We start from the raw sequence: 19,442 nt of genomic DNA on the forward strand, positions 1-19,442 counted from the left end.
TGCCTTGGTGATCAAAAGTCATAACGCGCCGTCGCGCCCAACGTACGTGGCGTACCCAACACGCCGGTATAGGCGCCGTTCGGCGAGTTCCACAGGGTGGTGTAGTAGGTTTTGTCGAAGGCATTTTTCAGCCACAACGACACGTCCCATTGCCCATCACCCCAGTTTCCGCGCACGCCGGTCGACAGGTTGACCAGCGCATAACCCGGCAACTGGGCTTCGCGGGAATCGTCAAGGGTGCCCACGGCATGGGAGCGCCACGCATAGTTGCCATTCACATAGGGTTGCAGGCCGTTGTCGAGCTGCCATTGGTAGCTGGCGGTGGTGTTGTAGATCCACTTCGATGCACCGACCACGGCGTGCCCGCTCAAGTCACAGGCGGCGGGCGCACCTGGGCGCAGGGCGACTTCGGCTGGGCATGGCGCGTCCTCATACGACAGGTAGCGCACATCGTTGAACGAGCCGTTGACGCTGAGGGTCAAGCCACGCACGGGCCGCCAACTGCTCTCCAGCTCCAGGCCACGACTGCGAACCGTGCCCGCGTTGGTGAGGTAGCTGGTGAGGTTGGCATCGTCGTAGGCGTTGGTCTGGTAGCCGTGTACCACGGTCCAGAACAGGTTGGCGTTGAGCGTCAGGCGTTGGTCGAGCAGTGTGGTCTTGACGCCCAGTTCGGCGTCGTTGGCGCGTTCGCTGCCGATCAACAGTGAGTCGGCCCCGGCGACCGGTGCACTGGCCACACTGAGGTTGACGCCACCGGACTTCTCACCGTGGGACAACGAAGCGTACGCCAGCACGTGTTCATTGACATGCCAGGCCAGGCTGGCCAGCGCCGAGGGGCTGAAGCTGTAGAGGCTCAAGTCGCCGGAGCCGTACGCCCCTACTCGCCCGGCCCTGGCGGCAGCGGCTGCGCCCGTCACCGTAGCGCCGCCAACGGGAGCGTCACGCGTGACATTCGCCTGTTTGCGTTCGTAGGTGCCGCGCAGGCCCAGGCTGAAATCCACCGTGGGTGTCAGGTGCCAAGTCCCTTGGGCAAACGTGGCAAAGCTGTCGGTATCGACGGTCCCATGGCCGACGCTGGTCACATTATTCAGTGCGCCTTGGGGCGTACCGTTCCAGGTATCGGCCAACGGGCCGTAATCGGTGAACACGGTATTGCGCATTTCCTGGCGGAAGTAATACGCGCCCAGCACGTAGTCGAAGTGTTCGCCCACCGGCGAGGCCAGCCGCAGTTCCTGGGAATACTGCTTGTCCCGCGCGGACTGGCCGACGTTGTGCATCACATCGACATTCAGTTCGTCGTCGTTGCGCGGGGTGAAATCCCACCAGCGATAGGCGCTGATGGAGGTCAAGGTAAAGTCGCTCGGCAGCGTCCAGTTTGCCTCCAGCGAGGTGCCGCCCTGGAAGACCTTGACGCTCTGCTCGGCATCCAGGTTGACCCGGCGCCCACTGACCAGTGTCGCGCCCACGGCGGCGGCGCGTTGCTCGTAGCGGTTGACACCGTTGATGGTCGGCCCGGTACTGAACAACGAGCGGGTACCGGCGCTGGAGTCTTCCTCGTTGTAGTCGGCGAGCCAACGCAGATTGAAATCCTCGTTGGGCTTGAACAGCAACTGCGTACGAAAGCCCTGGCGCCCACCGCCGCCCAGGGTGTTGCCATCGTATTCGTTCTTCACATAACCGTTTTCATGGGTGCGATACGCCGCAATCCGGCCCGCCAGTGTATCGCTGAGCGGCCCGGAGAAACTTGCCTGGGTTTGCGCATAACCGTCCTCGCCCACCGAAGTCGCCAGGCTGTCCTGCGGGGTGAAGCTAGGACGTCGGGTGGTGATATTCAGCACCCCCGCCGTGGTGTTCTTGCCAAACAAGGTGCCTTGGGGCCCGCGCAGCAGTTCGATCTGCTCCACGTCCAGCAGGTCGAACACCGCCATGCCGGGGCGCCCGAGGTACACGTTGTCCAGGTAGATCCCGGCGCTGCCCTCCAAGCCATCGCTGGCCGGGTTGTTGCCCAGCCCACGAATCGACAGGCTGGATTGGCGCGCATGCATAAACGCCACATTGACGCTGGGCATGGCCTGCTGCAAATCCTGCAAGCGATACAGGCGTTGCTCCTCAAGGGTTTGCGCGCCAAGCACGCTCATGGCCACGGGCACTTGCTGGGCGTCTTCGGCGCGGCGGCGCGACTCCACCGTCACCGCTTGCAGCACGGTGTCGGTGTCGCCAGGTAGCGCCTCGGCGGCAGCCGGTAGCGCGTGTATCAACGAGCATAAGCCCAGTGCACCCACAGTCAGGTGGCGCGAATAAAGCAGAGTCATCGCAAGTTCCTTAACGCAAAGATGAGTCGATACTTCGCTGCGCGTGGCCTGCGTGAGCGTGATCGTTGCTGTCGTTGTTCAGTCACGCAGCCATGGGAGGTCCTGGCGCTGGTAACGGTGGGCGCGGAAGATCGCGTTGTTTTCCCCCGGCAGGTAGCGGCGGGACGCTTCATCGGGATAGGGGGCGAAATGCGGGTTGATGTACTCCCACACCACGTCGCCGGCCGGGGTAACTTCGAACAAGCGTCCGAAGTTGGCCTCGGTCACCAGGGTGTTGCCGTTATGCAAGCGTTGCGCGCCGCCCATGAACGGCGTGAAGAACGCGTAGCCTGGGGTGTCGGCGTATTGCCATTCGATACGCTGCTTCAGTGGGTCTATTTCAAGGATGCGCGAGTGCGGCATGCTGATATGCGGACGGGAAATACCGTTGTCGAACACCAGCACATTGCCGTTTTCCAGTTCGCTCGGGCAGTGCTGCTGCGCTACCAGGTCGTGGCCCAGGCGCCACAGCACCTCACCGCTGCCGCGCTGGATAGCAACCACCGAAGAGACGCTGCGCAGGCTGAGAATGACCTTGCCATCGCGGCCCGGCGACACAGCATTGGTCATTGGCCAGTGGTAGCGTTCGAACGTGTCGTGCAGCGGGTAATCCTCAGGTTTCAGGTGCTCCCAGCTGCGCCATTCCCATACCACGTGGCCCTGGCGATCGACTTCCTTGACCACATCGGCATAGATCACGCCGCCGGCGGCCTCGCTGCCGGGGATCCCGCCGACGACTCGGCTGGCCAGTTCCGCACTCAATGGCTCGACGGTGGTGTACAGCAGGTGGCCGTTGTCCAGCCACTGGGCATCGTGATGGTGCAACAGGTCGGTGTGTTCCCATACCACTTCGCCTTCGGGAGTCACTTCGCTGAACGCACCGCCATGCCACACCGACCAGCCCGGGAACAGCTCGGGCGAGTCGGGGTGGTTGCCGTTGTAGCCGAGGTTACCATTGGGCAGGATCACGGCATCGCGCCCCGGGCGCTGGGGCAGCTTCCAGCGATGGACAACTTCGCCGTCGAGGTCGATCAGAAACACCTGGCCGTCGGCGGTTTGCGGGGCAAACAAGGTGTAGCCGCCGGCGCTGCGGGTGCGGTCGACGCCGATAAGGCCGGTCTTCTGGCGCTTGAGTGTGGTGCGGTGCATGGCTTTTCTCCGGGTGCAGGAACCCCTGCCGGGCGTACACCGGCAAGGTTGAAAACGATCAGTCAGTTAGGGGATGGCAGTACGGCGTTGAAGCGCGGGTCGAATATCTGCCCGACGTCCAGCGGTCGTGGGATCACGTGTTCGGTCGCGAACGTGTCCGCCAGGCGCTGTTGCAAGGCGATGACCGCCGGATCAATGGGTACGTAATTCAGGTTCTGGTGGGCGAGCATGTCGCGCACCAACGCCACCGGCAGTCGCGTGGTCTGGGCGAACACCTCGGCCCAGGCGTCCGGGTGTGCGGTGGCCCAGGCTTGGGCTCGCGCCAGGCGTGCCAGCAAGTCGCCGGCCTGGGCGGCACGCTCAGGGTCGGCCAGGGCCTTGAGGCTGGCCACGGTAAAGTTCTGCCCGGTTTCCGGCCATGGGCCGCCGTCCACCAGGATGCGTGCGCCACGGGACGTTGCCTGGCCCACAAAGGGGTACCACACCGACCAGGCCTCCAGACGGCCGCTGGCGAAGGCGTTTTGTGCGTCAACCGGGCTGACGTAGGCGATGTTCACATCCCTGGAGGTCAGCCCGGCCTGGCGCAGCGCCGCCAATAACAGGTAATGCCCGCTGGTGCCTTTGGCGACCGCCACGCGCTTGCCTTTCAGGTCGGCAACCTGCTGGACAGTCGACCCTTCGGGCAGCAACAGCGCATTGTTGTTCTGCGCACCACTCGCCACACCAATGATGCGCACATCGAACCCGCCCGCCTGGGCAAAGATCGGCGGAGCGTTGCCCACCACACCGACGTCGATGGCGCCGGCACTGAGGGCTTCGAGCAGCGTGGTCCCGGCGGTGAACGGGTGCCACACCAGGGCGTCCGGCAAGTCCTTGTCTTCGCCTGCCGCGTGCAGCATGGCTTGGATCAACCCGCTTTGATCGCCCACGTGCAACGCCGCCGACACCGGTTGCACGATCAACAGCGTCGCCAGGCACGCCATCCCAAGCAGGCGGCGCAGCAAGGGGTGCTTGGCAGCGTGTGGTTTTAGCGTCATTGTCGTGCCCTCATTTTTGCGTTGAACCCAGTATGTCGAGGCTTGCCGTGCCGCTCCATGCCAAACACCCCTCCTTTACTGCCACATCGGACACCGCTACGCGCACGGTCGTCGTGCTGGCTTTCGACGACCTGCTGTTGCTCAACGCCGCTGGGCCGCTGGAGGTGTTTGCGGCGATCCCACGTTTGCTCGGTGGCGACTTCGCCTCACAGCCGCCGTATCGCTTGCTGCTGGCTTCGCCGCTGGGCGGGCAGATCACGTCGGTGTCAGGGATCAGCGCCACCACCCTGTCATTGCAACAGATCGACCAACAGGCTCCGGTGATCGATACGCTGATCGTCGCGGGTGGCCCGGGCATGGCCGCGCTGGAGGCCAACGAGCAGGCCTGCGCCTGGCTAAGCCAGCGAGCCACGCACATCCGCCGCCTGTGCTCGATCGGCACCGGTGCCTTTGCACTCGCCGCTGCCGGCCTGCTGGATGGACGCAAGGTGGTGACCCATTGGAAGTTCGCTGAGGAATTGCAGGCGCGTTACCCCAGGGTCATCTGCCAGACCGACGCGCTGTACCTGCACGACCACAACCTATGGACCTGCGGTGGAGCCACCGCCGGCATCGACCTGGCATTGGGGTTGGTGGAGCACGATCTCGGCCCCCACGTGGCACTGTCCCTGGCACGTTATTTCACGGTGTTCCTGTGGCGCTCGGCGGAACAACCGCAATTGAGTGCCTCGTTGAAAGCCCAATCCACCGCCTTGCGCACCGACCCCGATGTGCGCCTGGCGCGCTTGCATGCCTGGATAGCGGGGAATCTGAATGGCGATCTGCGGGTGGAGCGTCTGGCCGAGCAATTCGGCATGAGCCCGCGTCATTTTGCACGGGCCTACGTGGCCGCCACTGGCGAAACACCGGCTCAAGCGGTGGAGAGTTTACGCTTGGAGGCCGCCTGCCGTGTGCTGGCGACCACCAGTGAGCCGATCAAGCGGATTGCCGAAACCGTAGGCTTCGGACGTGAAGAACGCATGCGACGTGCCTTTCAAAAACAACTGGGTACCAGCCCGCTCGGTTACCGCCAACAAATGAAGGCGGCGCCCGCCAGCCTGCCCCCGTTCCCGATGGGCATCGCCCTGCAAGGGTTGGCACACTAAGTTCAACTAAGCCCCCCAACTTAAAACGACAACAACGAAAAAATCCGCCGCAGACTCTGCGGCGGCAACCAAAGGGTAGTGTCGAAGCAGAGCGGCTAAGACAGTTCCAACGCTACACCCAGCGCTGTTTAAACAACGTGAAGTTTAATTAATCGAATTTCATCCGGCGCCTGGCTGCGGGCCTTTGAAACTGGGCATAGAATCGGCTTCGGCAACCACGCCAAACACAATAAAAAACTGTAACGCCTCACTTACAAACACCTGCCAATAGAACTTTTTTCGCTGTCAACAAGTGCGGTGTTTCTGTGCACGCGTTCATTATCCTGGGGAAGTTAATAACATGATCAAACAGTCGAGCCTGTTAGCGCTGGCGGTGTGCGCCGGTATCAGCCAAATGGCATTTGCCGAGTCCGTGACGGACCAGGCGGACTCCAAGGGATTTGTCGAAGGCAGTAGCATCACCGGGCTCTTGCGCAACTATTACTTCGACCGTGACCGCCAAAGCGGCAAGGCCGACAACCGCGACTGGACCCAGGGCGCCATGCTCAACTACGCCTCGGGCTTTACCCAGGGCACCATCGGTTTCGGTGTGGATGCCTACGCTTACGGCGGCGTGAAGCTGGACGCCACCCATGCGGACGCCGGCACCGGCGACTTGCCGACCGACCGCCATGGCGACCCGGAAAACGCCTATGGCTCCGTGGGCGCGGCGGTGAAGATCAAGGTGTCCAAGACCGAGTTGAAATTCGGTGACATGCAGCCCACCGCACCGGTTTTCGCCACCGGCGGTACGCGCCTGTTGCCGCAAACGGCCACCGGTTTTGACCTGACCAGCAGCGAAATCGCCGGCCTGGACCTGGAAGCCGGGCACTTCACCAGCACCAACAGCGGCATGACCAGCAACCATGACCACGATATCTATGCGACCTACGCCAATATCGCGGCCAACAGCGCCAGTTTTGTCGGCGGCAAATACACCTTTACGCCGTCGCTGAGCGCGACCGTGTATGCCGGCGAACTGGAAGACATCTGGCGCCAGTACTACACCAACCTCAACTATGTGATCCCGTTGGGGCATGACCAGTCCCTGGCCCTGGACGGCAACCTGTACCGCACCCTCGACACCGGCAGCGCCAAGGCTGGGGCGATCAACAACACCACGTATTCGTTGGCGGCGGCGTATTCGTTCCTGCAGGCCCACACGCTGACGCTGTCGTTCCAGAAAGTGCATGGCGACACGCCGTTTGACTACATCGGCACCGGCAACAATGGCGCAGGCGAAGGCGGCGACTCGGTGTTCCTGGCCAACTCGGTGCAATGGGGCGACTTCAACGGCCCGGGCGAGCAGTCGTGGGGGATCCGTTATGACTTGAACATGGCCAGCTATGGCGTGCCCGGGTTGAGCTTCATGAGCCGTTACATCAACGGCTCGGATATCAATGGTACTCACACCCCCGCCAACAGCGCCTATGTCGGCGACTACGGTGCCGACGGCGCGCACCACGAGACGGATGTGGAAGCCAAATACGTGATCCAGAGCGGCCCGGCAAAAAACCTGTCGCTGCGGGTGCGCGATGCCATCGTGTCGTCGAATGCCGACCAGGGCGACGGCAAGTTGAACGAGTTGCGTCTGATCGTCGATTACCCCTTTACCCTGCTCTGATCACTGCGGTTAGGAGCCCAACCGCTGGCGCATCCCCGCGCTGGCGGCTGGGCCGGCCTGGATCACGCAGTCTTCCAGCGGCACACACTGGCCTTGGGCATTCGCCATCGCCGGTTGCACCGGCAGCCCGGTAGCGCGCTCGACCACCTCGACACTGGTGCCTTCTTCGGCAAAATGCCGATTGCCCCAAGCCACCAACGACATCAACACTGCGCTGAAATCCTCGCCCTTGGCCGTCGGCACATATTCGTAGCGTGGCGGTCGCTCGCTGTACGGACGACGCTCCAACATTCCCGCCTCAACCAAACCATTCAGGCGGCGCGTCAACATGTTCGGCGCGATGCCCAGGCTGCGCGAAAACTCATCGAAACGGCGCAGGCCGTGCAGCGCGTCGCGCATGATCAAGATGCTCCACCACTCCCCTACCCGCTCAAGGCTGCGGGCGATAGGGCATTCGTCACTGACGAGGGATTTGCGTTGCATGCGAGTTCCTGTGCTCCGGTACAAAGTTGTGTGACGCCATGTTACTTTCATGATGATAGTGACGTCCATAGGGTCTGTACCCTCAACGCAACTGGAGTCGATTGATCATGAGTAAACGCATCGTTGTGACAGGCATGGGCGCGCTGACGCCACTGGGATCGAGCGTGGAATCCACCTGGAAACGCCTGTTGGACGGACAATCGGGCATTCGGCGCCTGCCGGAAGACTTGATCGGCGACCTGGCGATCAGCATCGGCGGCCAGGTACAGAGCGTATTGCAGGACCCCGAGGCCGGATTTGATCCGGACCGCCTGCTGGCCGCCAAGGAACAGCGCAAGATGGACCGCTTTATCCTGTTTGCCCTGGCGGCGGCGGACGAGGCCATGAAACAAGCGGGCTGGGCGCCGCACACCTTGGAGCAGCAGGAGCGCACGGCAACCATCATTGCTTCCGGTGTCGGCGGCTTCCCGGCCATTGCCGAAGCGGTGCGTATCACCGACAGCAAAGGCCCACGGCGCCTGTCTCCGTTCACCATTCCATCGTTCCTCAGCAACATGGCCGCTGGGCATGTGTCGATCAATTACGGCTTGAAAGGCCCGCTGGGTGCGCCGGTTACGGCCTGCGCGGCGGGTGTGCAAGCGATTGGCGATGCCGCGCGGATGATTCGTGCCGGTGAAGTCGACGTGGCCGTATGCGGCGGTGCCGAAGCGGCAATCCATCGCGTCAGCCTGGCAGGCTTTGCGGCGGCTCGGGCGTTGTCCAGCGACTTCAATGACACGCCGCCGCTGGCCTCGCGGCCATTCGACCAGGCGCGCGACGGCTTTGTAATGGGCGAAGGTGCTGGCATCCTAGTCATTGAGGAACTCGAACACGCCTTGGCCCGAGGCGCACAGCCCATCGCCGAACTGGTGGGCTACGGCACCAGTGCCGATGCCTATCACATGACCGCAGGCCCCGAAGACGGCGACGGTGCGCGTCGTGCCATGGTGCAGGCATTGCGCCAAGCCGGGGTCGATGCGTCTGCAGTGCAGTACCTGAATGCCCATGCCACCTCGACGCCGGTGGGTGACAAAGGTGAACTCGCGGCGATCAAAACGGTGTTTGGCGCCGTCGGCAGCCCCGCCATCAGCTCGACCAAATCCGCCACCGGCCACTTGCTGGGCGCGGCAGGTGGTATCGAAGCGATCTTCACCGTACTCGCCCTGCGCGACCAGATCGCCCCGGTGACACTCAACCTGGAAAACCCCGATGCCCTCGCGGAGGGCTTGGACATGGTGCGCGGCGCCGCACGGCCAATGGCGATTGAATACGCGCTGTCCAACGGCTTTGGGTTTGGCGGTGTGAACGCCAGCGTGCTGTTCCGTCGCTGGGCGTAGTTTGCCCCGGGGTTAGTTTTCGGGGACCATGGGCGCCTTTCTGAACCTGTCCATCAAGAGGCGCGCCCATGGCCAACCACGACCTGTCCTACACCCCTGATCCGGATGCCGACTCGATTTCGTCCGACGTGATCGGCTTCAACGGCATCCTGGTTTCCACCCAGATCCCCACCCGTGCCGACGGCAGCCTGGAACTGGGCGATGTCACGCTGCAAAGCGAATGCACCCTGCAAGCACTGAAAGTGGCCCTGGAAAAGGCCGGCAGCTCGATGGACCGGGTGATGCACTTGACCATTTACCTCACCGACATGGCTGACCGTGCTGCGTTCAATGAAGTGTACAAGCGCTTCTTTGCCAAGCCGTGGCCCGTGCGGGCGGCGGTGGGTGTGGCCTCCCTGGCCGTTGAAGGCATGCGCGTTGAAGTCACCGCAATGGCCGCAAAAGCCTAAACCTGTGGGAACGGGTTCTATCACCTACCCAGCCAGCCCTGTGGTAGGTGCCCCCCCAGCATTTCACAGCTACAATGCGCGCCTCGACCGTGACAAGCCTGACTAAAAAAACTATGTCCTTGCCCAAGCATCACCTGGAATTGCTCAGCCCTGCCCGCGATGTTGCCATTGCGCGCGAGGCTATCTTGCATGGCGCCGACGCCATCTACATCGGCGGGCCGAGCTTCGGCGCACGCCACAACGCCTGTAACGAAGTGAGCGAGATCGCTTCACTGGTGGAATTCGCCCGTCGTTACCACGCCCGCGTGTTCACCACCATCAACACCATCCTGCATGACAACGAGCTGGAGCCAGCGCGCAAGCTGATCCATCAACTGTATGACGCCGGTGTCGACGCATTGATCGTGCAGGACCTGGGCGTGATGGAGCTGGATATTCCGCCCATCGAGCTGCACGCCAGCACCCAGACCGACATTCGTACCCTGGGTCGCGCCAAGTTTCTCGACCAGGCCGGGTTCTCGCAGTTGGTATTGGCCCGCGAGCTGAACCTGCAAGAAATCCGCGCCATCGCCGACGAAACCGATGCCGCTATCGAATTCTTCATCCACGGCGCGCTGTGCGTGGCGTTCTCCGGGCAGTGCAATATCTCCCACGCGCAGAACGGCCGCAGCGCCAACCGTGGCGATTGCTCCCAGGCTTGCCGCCTGCCGTACACCTTGAAAGATGACCAGGGTCGCGTCGTGGCCTTTGAAAAGCACCTGCTGTCGATGAAAGACAACAACCAGAGCGCCAACATCCGCGCGCTGGTCGAAGCCGGCGTGCGTTCGTTCAAGATCGAAGGCCGCTACAAGGACATGGGCTATGTGAAGAACATCACCGCCTATTACCGCCAGCGCCTCGACGACGTGCTTGAAGACCGTCCGGACCTGGCCCGCGCGTCCAGCGGCCGTACCGTGCATTTCTTCCTACCCGACCCGGAAAAAACCTTCCACCGTGGCAGCACCGACTACTTCGTCACCGACCGCAAGGTCGACATCGGCGCCTTCGACACGCCGACCTTCACCGGCTTGCCGGTGGGTGTGGTGGAAAAAGCCGGCAAGCGCGACTTGCAGGTGGTCACCCATGAGCCGCTGTCCAATGGCGACGGCCTCAATGTGCTGGTCAAGCGTGAGGTGGTGGGTTTCCGCGCCAACATTGCCGAGCCTAAAGGCGAGTTCGAGGAAGACGGCGAGAAGCGCTACCGCTACCGTGTCGAGCCGAATGAAATGCCGGCTGGCCTGCATCAACTGCGCCCCAACCATCCGCTGAACCGCAACCTGGACCATAACTGGCAACAGGCGCTGCTCAAGACTTCGTCCGAGCGCCGTATCGGCTTGACCTGGGCCGCTCGTTTGCGAGAGCAGCAGTTGGAAGTCACCGCGACCAGCGAAGAAGGCATCAGCGCCAGCGTTACCCTGCCCGGCCCGTTCGGCGTGGCCAACAAGCCGGAACAGGCGCTGGACACCCTGCGCGACCTGCTCGGCCAGTTGGGTACCACCGAATACCACGCCACCGACATCCAGCTGGATGCACCGCAGGCGTTCTTCATCCCCAACTCGCAGCTCAAGGCGTTGCGCCGCGAAGTGATCGAAGCGTTGACGGCCGCCCGGGTGGCTGCGCATCCGCGTGGTGGCCGTAAAGCCGAAACCACACCGGCGCCGGTCTACCCGGAAGCGCACCTGTCGTTCCTGGCCAACGTCTACAACCAAAAGGCCCGCGATTTCTATCACCGTCACGGTGTGAAGCTGATCGACGCCGCCTTCGAAGCCCATGAAGAAACCGGCGAAGTGCCGGTGATGATCACCAAGCACTGCCTGCGTTTCTCGTTCAACCTCTGCCCTAAACAGGCCAAGGGTGTCACGGGCGTGAAGACCAAGGTTGCGCCCATGCAGTTGATCCATGGCGACGAAGTGCTGACCTTGAAGTTCGACTGCAAACCCTGCGAAATGCACGTGGTGGGCAAGATCAAGGGGCACATCCTCGGCCTGCCGCAACCGGGCAGCGGCGTAGCTCACTTCAACCCGGAAAACATCATTTTCCAGGGTACCCACTGATGTAGTGAGCGGGCTTGTCCCGCGCTGGGGGGCGAAGCCGCCCCAATAAGACCGCCGCAGTGTGTCAGGTAGGCTGCGGTGTCGGTTTTTTAGGGCGGCTTCGCCCCCCAGCGCGGGCGGTGCGACGATTCGACAAGCCCGCTCACTACAAACCAGCCGCGTTGCAATTTCGCGCTGGAATTCTGGAATCAAACGCAGAGTGATGCCACCAAAGGTTGATGCTTTCGCGAGTGATACCTTCATGCCAAATCCCATCCGTTCGCTACCTCCTTTACCCACTCCTGCGTCACTGGCCTACCGTCAAACTCCCGCAACACCCAACAAGCCACGCACCTTCAAAATCGATGATTCTGGCCCACAGCCCAGCCAACTGCTGGCTGCGGACGCAAGGAACTTGGAACAGTTATGCAAGCAGTTGCAAACCCTTTCGCCCCATCAGGCCTCTGCCAAGAACCCGTTTTCAGTGGAGACCCTGCTAAAGGGCACGACACTGTCTATTGACCCTGAATCCTCCTATGCGCTGGCCTATACATTGGCTCCAGGAAAAGCCGTCAACTTGCATCGGTTCATTCAAAACAATGGGTGGCAGGTGCCACGCACGCTGGATGAAATCGCTAATTTGGTGGCGACGCTACGTCAGCCCGAACCGCTGAGCCCATTACTCGGTGACTTGGCCGGTGCGCTGTCCTGGCCCGTGCCCCTTCGGCGTGTCGACCTAGCTGAGGACACGCCCCCGGATACCGCTCACACTGCAAGGAACTTGTTTGTCGAGTTGACCCGAGGTCGAAGCTGGTCAGCGGTAGAGTTGGCCAACCCACGTAAAGTGATTGCCAAGATTCTGGAGTCACCCACCGCCCAGGCATTGGGCAAAAAAATGCTGCAACGCTACCGAGGCTTAAGCACGCCAACAGGTGCCAATGACTTTGTTCTGGCGGCGCTTCAACACTCCCTGGACAAAGCTCCTAGCCGAACGTCGGTGGCAGGTTTCGACTTGGCGCGTAGTGACCACTGGGGTAAATCTCCGGCCACGGTGGTCCAAGGGCTGGCCAAGCACCTTATTGAGCACAAACTCTCACCTCCCGAACTGGCCACAGTGGCTGCCACGTTGTTGCTCGCTCATCGGGAGCCGGCCTTTCTCGTCCAGAACCTGCCAGATACGTTGACCTACGGCTCCCACAATTGGGTCACCTTCAAAACGGCCGTCGCCCGTATCGAACATCAGGCTCCCGGCTCGACGGCGTCAATGGCCTACGCCGACATCATCGCCCGTGGCAACTTGGCGCCGATTACCGCTGAAGACGCCGAGGTTGAACGCGCCGCGCAGCATGCCGGCTTGAAGGATTGGGGCGTTGCCAATGGGTTGATCAAGCGCAACCCGGACGACCATTACAGCGATATCGAGATGCGTCGATTGCTTGAGGCCTACAACACGCAGTTGGATGAATTGAATGGCGCGGTCCTTGCCCTCGCCACGCCCGTGCCAAATTTGGCACAGCGAGCACTTGCTGAACTCAAACGTGTGTATGGCGAACACCTGCCACTCGAAGAAAAATGCATCACCCTGCGTCACAGCACGCCCAGTCATAAAGGGCCGTACTCGGTGCTGGACTTATACCAGGCGGGGAAGTTAGTCATCAGCAACAACGCATGGGTCTCATCGAACGCGCAAATGCCCTACAACGTGATCCTGGCACACACTGCGAAACTTGCCGATATCAAGCAACTCACCCAAACCTTCGACACTGACCTGAAGGACTACTTCAGTGAATTGAAGAAAGCCATCACCAGCCAGGTCAAGTACATGATTTCGGCCCTGCCTCTGGCCGATAGAGAACACATCGAACACGGAGATCTCCAGCTGTTCAAATTGTCTACCGTGCCCAATCGCAACCTGGCCGCGCATCAGCACGAAGATATCGTTGACACCTTGCTGTTCAATGTCGGGGCACCCCGCCTCAATTTTGAAGTGGCCCTGGGTGCTGGGGGCATCATCGCGCGCCCGGAATTCGGCGAATTGCGTAAGCCCGACAATCCTTACCCTGAGTTTGCGGCGCCCTACGTCAAGGTCATCCCATTCAAGCCAACAGATGACTACGCGAGCATTGTCCGTGAGGCGCGCACCGATACCATGCAGGCCACGCATGCCCGCACTGATCAACGTGGCGGCGCTGTACCAAACAGTTTCAACAGCCAACGCACGGCCTACCTGGCTGACGCGACATTGGCACAGATAGATTTCGAAAAACTGGCCAGCCGCGCTCGCGGTGCAACGACATTCCAGACCGAACAAACCCCTCTCAAGACGGCCCACGCCATCGTGACCGGGCTAATCCCGTTCTACAGCGCGATCAGCCATTTCATTGAGGGTAAGTACAGCAAAGGCAGCGCAGATCTGATCCTGGATCTACTCGGCTTCATGATGGGTGCAGGGGCACTGGCAAAACTGGGGAAAGTCGCCAAAACCACTGCGTCAATCAGCTCCAAGCTGCTGCAAACCGCACGTATCCTTGGGCGCGTAACCATTAGCGCCGTCAACCCCGTCGATGGTTTGGGGGACTGGGTCAAGGGAGGGATTCGTCTTGCCAAGCGTGGCGTCAAACAATTCAAGCGTCTTGTGCCAAACAACCACCCTGCGACGTTCAAGGCTTTGAATGATGGACAGCACGTTGCCAAGGGCACGTTGAAGACAAAGGACGGCATCACCCTGGAGGCCTTGGCAACCTATGAGCACAGCTCAGGCCAGTGGTATCACTACAACGCCAAGACCAGATCGGCCTATGGTCTACCCATCGACTTCAACCCGCATGCCGTCGGATTGACCAGGAAAATCAGCCATAGTCGGCTGCTGGACAGATTGGAATTGATTCACGCCAGACTGCCAGGCTTTAAGGGGGTCTGCTATGAGAACGCAATGAAGGTCGGCCTGGCGGAGGGCACGGTGACCTCCAAGACCGTCAATGCTGTGTTGGATGCAACCACCAATGCCAAGACTGTCGGAACACGGTACACCTCGGCGTACAAAGATCTGATGGGCATTGCCCGCCACAACATAAAGAAAAAATTCGACCCTGCGCTCATCAGCGAATCAGGTTTTTTCAATTTCAAACGCGCGGGAGATGCCGAGCCGTTTTCCCATACCGTTTATATCCAACGTACCCGCACCAACGAACTGGTTATCTTCAACAGTAATGACCTCAGCCTGGACTTGGCCATGGCCGGCCGACATCAGACGCCGGTAACGGCAGGTGGCTGCCAGGTGTATGGCCTGGATGAAAGCGGCGTGGCCTATTTGCAGAAATGGTTGGATGGACCGCCTACCAGGGAGTTCGTATTCACCCCAGCCAGTGCGTTGAATGCCAATGCACTGCGCCAAGGGAGTGGAATCACATAGAACCCCCCAGCTCGCTCCTACGGGGCGACCACCACCAGCCGCGCTGCAACCCGGCAGCTGCCAGCAGAATCGCCGCCACACCGAGCCATTGCAGCCAGCCCAGGCGATGCCCGAAGGCAATCCAGTCGACGAGAATTGCCGCAATCGGGTAAATGAACGACAGTGCTCCGGTCAAGGCCGTCGGCAGTTTCTGGATCGCCCCGTACAGCAACACGTACATCAAGCCAGTGTGCACCACCCCAAGCGTCACCAGCGCCGCCCAGGCATTGGGCGCAGCGGGCAAGCTGTTCCAGGGCACCAAGGGCGCCAACAGCACGGCCCCGGTTGCTACCTGGATCAACGCCATCAAATGCGGCGGCACGGCCTTCAAACGCTTGATGATCAGCGCCGCAATCGCATACAAAAACGCCGCGCCCAATGCCAGCGCGATCCCCACCAGGTAATCACCACCACTTTGCTGCTCGCCATGAGCGGTAACAATCGCCAGCATCCCGAGAAACGCCACGCTCAGCCACGCCAGCTTCTGCACCGTGATCTTTTCACCCAGAAACAGGGCCGCCAACATCACCAGCATGAACGGCTGGACGTTGTACACGGCCGTGCTGATGGCGATGGACGCATGGGAGTAGGATTCGAACAGCAGCAGCCAGTTACCGACGATGGCGACGCCGCTGAGCATCGCCAGCCCGACCTTGGCCCAACTCAGCAGGTCCAGGCGCAGGTAACCGAGCAAAGCGCACACCAGCAATAACGTCAGCCCACCGATCACGCAGCGCCAGAACACCACTTCGATCACCGACACGCCCGACACCAGCACAAACCAGCCGATGGTGCCCGAGATCAGCATGGCGGCGACCATTTCCCACGTACCGCGACGGATAGATGTGTCCACGATTGATGCTCCTCAAGTGAGGCGCAATTATGGCAATCTGCTTGGGAGCCGCTCCAGCGACTAAAAAAGGCAAAACCTGAAGATGACCTTTTCTTATTAGGCAGACATCATGATTGACACCATCGACCAGCAACTCATCGCCGCTTTGATGGACGACTCGCGCCTGTCACTCAAGGCCCTGGCGGGGATTACCGGGTTGTCTTCGCCCAGCGTCGGCGAACGTTTGAGACGCCTGGAAGAACGCGGCGTGCTGACCCACTACACCGTCGACATCGACCCCAAGCACTTCGGCTATCTGCTGCAAGCCATCGTGCGCATCCGCCCCCTGCCCGGTAAATTGCAGGAGGTGGAACGGCAAATCCAGGCGATCCCGGAGTTCACCGAGTGCGACAAGGTCACCGGCGATGACTGTTTTATCGCGCGCCTGCACGTACGCACCATGGAACAGCTCGACACCCTGCTCGACCGACTTAACGCCTACGCCGAAACCAATACGGCCATCGTCAAGAAAACCCCCGTGAAACGCCGACTCCCCCCGTTGGCTGGCGTGTAACGTTACGGCGTAATCGCGACCTTCATCACGCCGTCGCGCTGGTGGGCGAACAGCTCGTAGGCGGCCTCGATGTCATCGAGCTTGAAGCGGTGGGTCACCAACGGCGAAAGGTCGACCCCACCGCTGGCCACCACCGCCATCAAGCGGCGCATGCGTTCCTTGCCGCCGGGGCACAAGGTGGACACGATGCTGTAGTCGCCAAGGCCAGCGCCAAAGGCGTCGTACGGAATGCGCAGGTCGCTGGAATACACCCCCAGGCTTGAGACCCGTCCGCCCGGGCGCAATACGCGTAGCGCTGATTCAAACGTCCCTTGGGTGCCCAGCGCCTCGATCGCCACATCCACGCCACGGCCGTCCGTCAGCGCCATGATCTGCTCGACGACATCGCCTTTATGGAAGTCGACGATATCGGTTGCGCCGAGGCGCTTGGCAACGCTCATGCGCTCACTGACGCCATCGACGCCGATAATCTTCGATGCACCCTTCAGCCGCGCACCCGCCACGGCACACAAGCCAATCGGCCCCAACGCGAACACCACCACCGTATCGCCAATATTCACGTCGCCCCGTTCGGCGCCGGAAAAGCCGGTGGACATGATGTCGGGGCACATCAGCACCTGCTCATCGCTCAGGCCATCTGGGATCGGGCACAGGTTCGCCAGCGCATCCGGCACCAATACGTATTCGGCCTGGCAGCCGTCAATGGTATTGCCGAACTTCCAACCGCCCGCCGCGCGAAAGCCGTGGCGGGTGTCAGGGCCGTCCTGGGAGCCGCAGCCGCACAAGCAGGCATAGCTTTGACCGCTGGGGGTAATAGCCCCGGCGATCACCCGTTGTCCTTCGACAAACCCGCGCACTTGGGAGCCGAGCCGCTCGATCACGCCGACCGGCTCATGGCCCACCGTCAGCCCTTTGGCCACGGGATATTCACCGCGCAGGATATGCACGTCGGTGCCACAGATGGTGGTGGTGGTGATGCGCACCAGCGCATCGAGGGGGCCGACTTCGGGAATCGGCTTTTCATCCAGGACGATGCGGTTTTTTTCAACGAAGACTGCTGCTCTCATGGTTGCCATGTGACGACGCTCCTGCGTTGGGCGGCTGGATAGAACCCTCAGACTGCATCCAGTTGGCACGACAAACGTTGATCGTAGTCAACCCACCGTGGCATGCCATGACCGGGTGTCGATCTTATGCCGCCGACAGCCCAATCTCTGCGCGCAGGCATTCAATCAAGTCGCGGTGGGTGGCACTGAGCGGCTGCGCACCGCTGATCAGCGCCAGTTCCGAAGGCGGCACGGGCGGTAGTTCCTGGCAGATTCGGTGGCTGGGCAACACGGCGCTCATGGGCAGGATGCTGATGCCCAGGCCCGACGCGACGGCGGCCTGGATGCCCGTCAGGCTGTGACTGCCGAATGCCACGCGCCAGCTGCGTCGCGCTTTGTCCAAGGTACGAATGGCCCGCTGGCGGTAAATGCACCCTTGAGGAAACAACGCCAGCGGCAGGGTTTCAGCCTGCAGGTCCTGACCCTGGCCACACACCCACACCAACGTCTCCGGCCAATGGGCATGGCACTCGCCGCTGCCGGCTTCGCGCTTGACCAGGGCGATATCGATGTCCCCCTTGTCGAGTTGCCGACGCAGCTCTGTGCTCATGCCACTCACCGTTTCGAGCCGCGCTTGCGGGCGGGCGCGGACGAAGCCGGAAAGTATCGAGGCCATGCGCGTGGCATCGAAGTCCTCGGGTACGCCCAGGCGCACCGGCACTAGGCGGGTGTCGGTGTTCAAGGCATCACGGGCCTCGCGGGACAGGCTTAACAGGCGCCGAGCGTACTGGGTCAATAACTCACCCTGTTCGGTGGGGCTGACATGCTGGCCGGAACGGTCGCGCACCAGCAGCACTTGGCCGATGCTGTCTTCCAGCTTGCGAATCTGCTGGCTGACGGTGGACTGGGTACGGTGCACCCGCTCGGCGGCACGGGTAAAGCTGCCTTCATCCACCACGCAGACCAGGGTGTGCAGTAACTCAAGATCAAACATGGTGGGGCCTCTCATATCGAGAAATCAACTGTGATACAGAGGTTAATTTAATTTCCAACTGACAGCCAGGCTTCCTATGCTGGGTTACATCCTCCATGACCCGACAGGTGACCCATGCCACTCGAACATTCTCCTCGCCCGCTGTGGCTGACCTTTGACTGCTACGGCACTCTGATCCAGTGGGATGAAGGCCTGCGTGCCGCCATCGACCGCATCCTGGATGAAAAAGGCGAGCACCAGGTCGATCGGGAAACCTTGATCAGCGTCTACGATCATCACGAACACGCCCTGGAGCAAACGCCGCCGCATCGCAACTTTCGCACCCTGGCAGGTTTGAGTTTGCAACGGGCCTTACAAGAGCTGGGGCTAACGGCCAACGAGCACGACGGCGCACTGCTCACTGACAGCATCAGTGCCATGCCGCCGTTTCCCGAAGTGGTGGGCACGCTGGGGCAGCTCAAGGCGTTGGGTTACAAACTGTGCATCGTCTCCAACACCGACGATGACGTGATCAGCGGTAATGTTGCGCAACTGGGCGGCTATATCGACCGGGTCATCACCGCCCAACAGGCCGGCGCCTACAAACCCGACCGTCGCTTGTTCGACCATGCTCATCAGCAACTGGGGGTAAGCCTGGACCAAGTGGTGCACATCTGCGCCAGCCCCCACCTTGACCACGCGGCGGCACGGGATATGGGTTTTCGCTGCGTGTGGATCGACCGAGGCACAGGCCGCCAATTGCTGGCCGACTACACCCCGGATGCGATCCTGCCGACCCTCGATGGCGTGCCTGGACTGTTCAAGTCCTTGGGGTGGTGAG

At 61.4% G+C, this 19,442-nt stretch carries 15 protein-coding genes; 8 read left to right on the top strand and 7 right to left on the bottom strand.

The features are described from left to right. Positions 1-11 precede the first annotated feature (11 nt). The 3 genes from HF257_RS19575 to HF257_RS19585 form a co-directional block, all read right to left on the bottom strand. On the bottom strand, positions 12-2,312 hold the full coding sequence (locus tag HF257_RS19575) for a TonB-dependent receptor (protein ID WP_185706172.1): 2,301 nt from the start codon (positions 2,310-2,312) through the stop codon (positions 12-14). A gap of 78 nt (positions 2,313-2,390) precedes the next feature. Further along, positions 2,391-3,500, bottom strand: a complete 1,110-nt coding sequence (locus tag HF257_RS19580; RefSeq protein WP_185706175.1) for an aryl-sulfate sulfotransferase — start codon at positions 3,498-3,500, stop codon at positions 2,391-2,393. A gap of 62 nt (positions 3,501-3,562) precedes the next feature. Beyond that, positions 3,563-4,537 carry an ABC transporter substrate-binding protein gene (locus HF257_RS19585; RefSeq protein ID WP_185706177.1) on the bottom strand — a complete coding sequence of 325 codons (975 nt, stop codon included), beginning with the start codon at positions 4,535-4,537 and terminating at the stop codon, positions 3,563-3,565. Positions 4,538-4,584: 47 nt separating this feature from the next. Between HF257_RS19585 and HF257_RS19590 the strand changes: the two genes are divergently transcribed. Continuing rightward, positions 4,585-5,682: a GlxA family transcriptional regulator gene (locus tag HF257_RS19590; RefSeq protein WP_332872214.1), complete on the top strand. Its 1,098-nt coding sequence runs from the start codon at positions 4,585-4,587 to the stop codon at positions 5,680-5,682. A 340-nt stretch (positions 5,683-6,022) separates the two neighbouring features. Beyond that, positions 6,023-7,345: an OprD family porin gene (locus HF257_RS19595; protein ID WP_185706182.1), complete on the top strand. Its 1,323-nt coding sequence runs from the start codon at positions 6,023-6,025 to the stop codon at positions 7,343-7,345. A 9-nt stretch (positions 7,346-7,354) separates the two neighbouring features. Here the strand turns inward: HF257_RS19595 and HF257_RS19600 are convergent, their stop codons facing one another. Further along, positions 7,355-7,828, bottom strand: a complete 474-nt coding sequence (locus HF257_RS19600; protein WP_185706184.1) for a winged helix-turn-helix transcriptional regulator — start codon at positions 7,826-7,828, stop codon at positions 7,355-7,357. A gap of 107 nt (positions 7,829-7,935) precedes the next feature. Here HF257_RS19600 and fabF point away from each other — a divergent pair, with 107 nt between their 5' ends. From fabF to HF257_RS19620, 4 genes are all read left to right on the top strand, one after another. Next, a complete protein-coding gene (gene fabF / locus HF257_RS19605) occupies positions 7,936-9,204 on the top strand; it encodes a beta-ketoacyl-ACP synthase II (RefSeq protein WP_185706187.1) in 1,269 nt (422 codons plus the stop codon). Positions 9,205-9,272: 68 nt separating this feature from the next. Continuing rightward, positions 9,273-9,653 carry a RidA family protein gene (locus HF257_RS19610; protein WP_185706190.1) on the top strand — a complete coding sequence of 127 codons (381 nt, stop codon included), beginning with the start codon at positions 9,273-9,275 and terminating at the stop codon, positions 9,651-9,653. A gap of 113 nt (positions 9,654-9,766) precedes the next feature. Then, a complete protein-coding gene (locus tag HF257_RS19615; RefSeq protein WP_185706192.1) occupies positions 9,767-11,746 on the top strand; it encodes a peptidase U32 family protein in 1,980 nt (659 codons plus the stop codon). A 241-nt stretch (positions 11,747-11,987) separates the two neighbouring features. Further along, the gene (locus HF257_RS19620; RefSeq protein WP_185706194.1) at positions 11,988-15,137 is read left to right on the top strand and encodes a hypothetical protein; all 3,150 of its coding nucleotides are present in this window, start codon (positions 11,988-11,990) and stop codon (positions 15,135-15,137) included. Here HF257_RS19620 and HF257_RS19625 read toward each other — a convergent pair. Next, on the bottom strand, positions 15,130-16,029 hold the full coding sequence (locus HF257_RS19625; RefSeq protein ID WP_185706196.1) for a DMT family transporter: 900 nt from the start codon (positions 16,027-16,029) through the stop codon (positions 15,130-15,132). The genes HF257_RS19620 and HF257_RS19625 overlap by 8 nt on opposite strands. A gap of 109 nt (positions 16,030-16,138) precedes the next feature. Between HF257_RS19625 and HF257_RS19630 the strand changes: the two genes are divergently transcribed. Beyond that, positions 16,139-16,582: an Lrp/AsnC family transcriptional regulator gene (locus HF257_RS19630; protein WP_185706198.1), complete on the top strand. Its 444-nt coding sequence runs from the start codon at positions 16,139-16,141 to the stop codon at positions 16,580-16,582. 2 nt (positions 16,583-16,584) lie between these two features. On the opposite strand, the gene HF257_RS19635 is transcribed toward HF257_RS19630, so the two are convergent. Next, positions 16,585-17,658, bottom strand: coding sequence for an NAD(P)-dependent alcohol dehydrogenase (locus HF257_RS19635; RefSeq protein ID WP_185706200.1), 1,074 nt, complete (start codon positions 17,656-17,658; stop codon positions 16,585-16,587). 115 nt (positions 17,659-17,773) lie between these two features. Continuing rightward, on the bottom strand, positions 17,774-18,622 hold the full coding sequence (locus tag HF257_RS19640; protein WP_185706202.1) for a LysR family transcriptional regulator: 849 nt from the start codon (positions 18,620-18,622) through the stop codon (positions 17,774-17,776). A 114-nt stretch (positions 18,623-18,736) separates the two neighbouring features. Here HF257_RS19640 and HF257_RS19645 point away from each other — a divergent pair, with 114 nt between their 5' ends. Then, positions 18,737-19,441: a haloacid dehalogenase type II gene (locus HF257_RS19645; protein WP_185706204.1), complete on the top strand. Its 705-nt coding sequence runs from the start codon at positions 18,737-18,739 to the stop codon at positions 19,439-19,441. Position 19,442 lies beyond the last annotated feature (1 nt).

Source organism: Pseudomonas cremoris (assembly GCF_014230465.1).